This window comes from Verrucomicrobiota bacterium, assembly GCA_016871535.1.
Lineage (GTDB): Bacteria > Verrucomicrobiota > Verrucomicrobiia > Limisphaerales > SIBE01 > VHCZ01.
This window is the reverse complement of the sequence record VHCZ01000442.1, coordinates 1-2,162: the sequence shown is the minus strand read 5'-3', so window position 1 is coordinate 2,162 and position 2,162 is coordinate 1. Positions and strand designations below refer to the sequence as shown.

Genomic DNA, 2,162 nt, shown 5'->3' with positions numbered 1-2,162 from the left:
GAATCCAACTTTACGCTGAGCCTCCGGGATGATATCAGAGCGCCATGACATGGGCTGAAATTTGCGAAGACAAGCTTCTGGCCACTTTGCCGTACCGGATCGAGTCCGACCGCTGGGGCAACATCGTTATCAGTCCTCCTCCCCGAAGCCGCCATGCGGAATATCAAACCGAGATCGCTGTGATTCTGCGGAAGACGCTGAGTGCAGGCCTCAGTATTAACGAATGCCCCATCCAGACCACCGAGGGCGTCAAGGCGGTTGATGTCGCTTGGGTTTCGCACGAACGCCGCAAATCCAAGCCCAACGATCCCGCTTACCTCATCGCGCCGGAAATCTGCGTCGAAGTCCTATCGCCCTCCAACACCTCCGAGGAAATGATGGAACGCAAACGCCTCTTCTTCGAGAAAGGCGCGTTCGAATTCTGGTGTGCGGCCTCGAAGGCCAGATGACCTTTTTCGATCCCGTCGGGGAGATTGCCCAGTCAAAACTCTGCCCTCAGTTCCCCAAGACCGTAGTGCTGGATTAAGTGCCGAATCCGAGAGAACCACAGATGGACGCAGATACACGCAGATGGAGAAGCCGAAGTGGGTATCTGGTGGTCGAGACCTCAGGCATTCAACATTCCTTCCTGATCTGCGTCCATCCGCGTTTATCTGCGGTTGAAGTTCTTCTCGGTTAACCCGGTTCAACGATGAAACTACGCATTCCTCCTCTTCCCATGAATCCATCAGCCGGACCGTGGCCTTTAGGCCGCTTCAGCGCTCGACGGCGGAGAGTGCGCGGAAGCAGCCTGAAGGCTGCGGTCCGCCTGGTCTTCGGTTCATGGTTCGTGAGCAGGTCCGTGAGGAACGGGGAACTTCCCCTGATGCTCCTTGCCGCGGCCTCTACGGTGTTGCACGCCCAGACCGATCTGCGTGACGCGCTGAAGGACAACGTCGAGTCGCACTGGATCTATGACGATTTCCAACAGGCCAGAGCGCGGGCCAAGGAAACTGGCAAGCCGCTCCTGGTTTTGTTTCGCTGCGTCCCGTGAGTGGCGTGCAAAAGTTTGGACGAACAGGTTGTTCGTCAGGACGCGGAGCTGCAGAAGCTGGAACAGGAGTTTGTTTGCGTCCGGCTCATCCAGATGAAAGGCGTCGATCTGCATCTCTTCCAGTTCGATTACGACCAAAGCTGGGCCGTGTTTTTCCTGAACTCGGATGGCGCGATTTACGGGCGCTACGGCACGCGCGCCGGGGACAAGAGGAACGCGGCGAATCACATTTCGATCGCTTCCTTCAAGAAGGCGATCGAGCGAGCGCTGGAGCTGCACAAAGCTTATCCGGCAAACCAAACCCAACTTGCTGGCAAGCGCGGGCCGAAGCCGCAGTTTCCGGTCGCAGAGCAAATCCCCGGCTTGCAGGATCGCGCGGTGGACGAGACGACGCCGAAGAATTGCATCCATTGCCACATGGTCGGCGAGCACGTGAGGAAACTGAAGTATCAGAAGAAACAGCTCAGCCCGGCGGACGTCTGGGTCTATCCGTTGCCCACGAACATTGGAATCACATTGAACGTGGATGACGGATTGCGCGTGGAGAGTGTCACGCCCAATTCGCCGGCAGCACGCGCGGGTGTGGAAGCCGGCGACGAACTTTCCGCCATGAACGGCCAGCCATTGATTTCGCAGGCCGACATTCAATGGGTGCTCCACAACTCGCCCGTGGAGACAATGATCGACCTGGCCCTCGAACGCGGAGGCCGGAGCCTTACGAAAGCACTTCGCTTGGACGGGAATTGGAAGGAATCCGACCTGAGTTGGCGCGAGTCGTCGTGGAGTTTTCGGCCGGGGCTTTGGACCATTGCTCTCTCCAACGAGGAAAGATCGAAACGAGGCCTGCCGGCCACCGAAACCGCGTTATTGGTCAGGTGGGTCTTTGGCAAGCCGCCGTTAGCCAAGCAAGCCGGATTGAAGGACGGCGATGTCATCGTCGGTCTGGACGGCCAGCCTGTGCCGTCGGACGAAAGTCATTTCCACGCGCAGATTCGTCTGCATCATCCGCCGGGTGACCAAGCCAGGCTCACGCTGTGGCGCAACGGCCAGCGCGAGGAGGTGCTGCTCCCGCTGGAGTGATCACGAACAAGGTCCGTGCTTCCATGAACTGGTAGGGACGCGTTCCACC

Annotated in this window: 2 protein-coding genes; both read left to right on the top strand. The window is 58.5% G+C overall.

Annotated elements, in window-relative coordinates; genetic code table 11:
- Positions 1–44 precede the first annotated feature (44 nt).
- The gene (locus FJ398_27380) at positions 45–449 is read left to right on the top strand and encodes a Uma2 family endonuclease (GenBank protein ID MBM3841600.1); all 405 of its coding nucleotides are present in this window, start codon (positions 45–47) and stop codon (positions 447–449) included.
- Positions 450–1,048: 599 nt separating this feature from the next.
- Complete coding sequence (locus FJ398_27375; protein MBM3841599.1) at positions 1,049–2,113, top strand: PDZ domain-containing protein; 1,065 nt, start codon at positions 1,049–1,051, stop codon at positions 2,111–2,113.
- Positions 2,114–2,162: the final 49 nt, after the last annotated feature.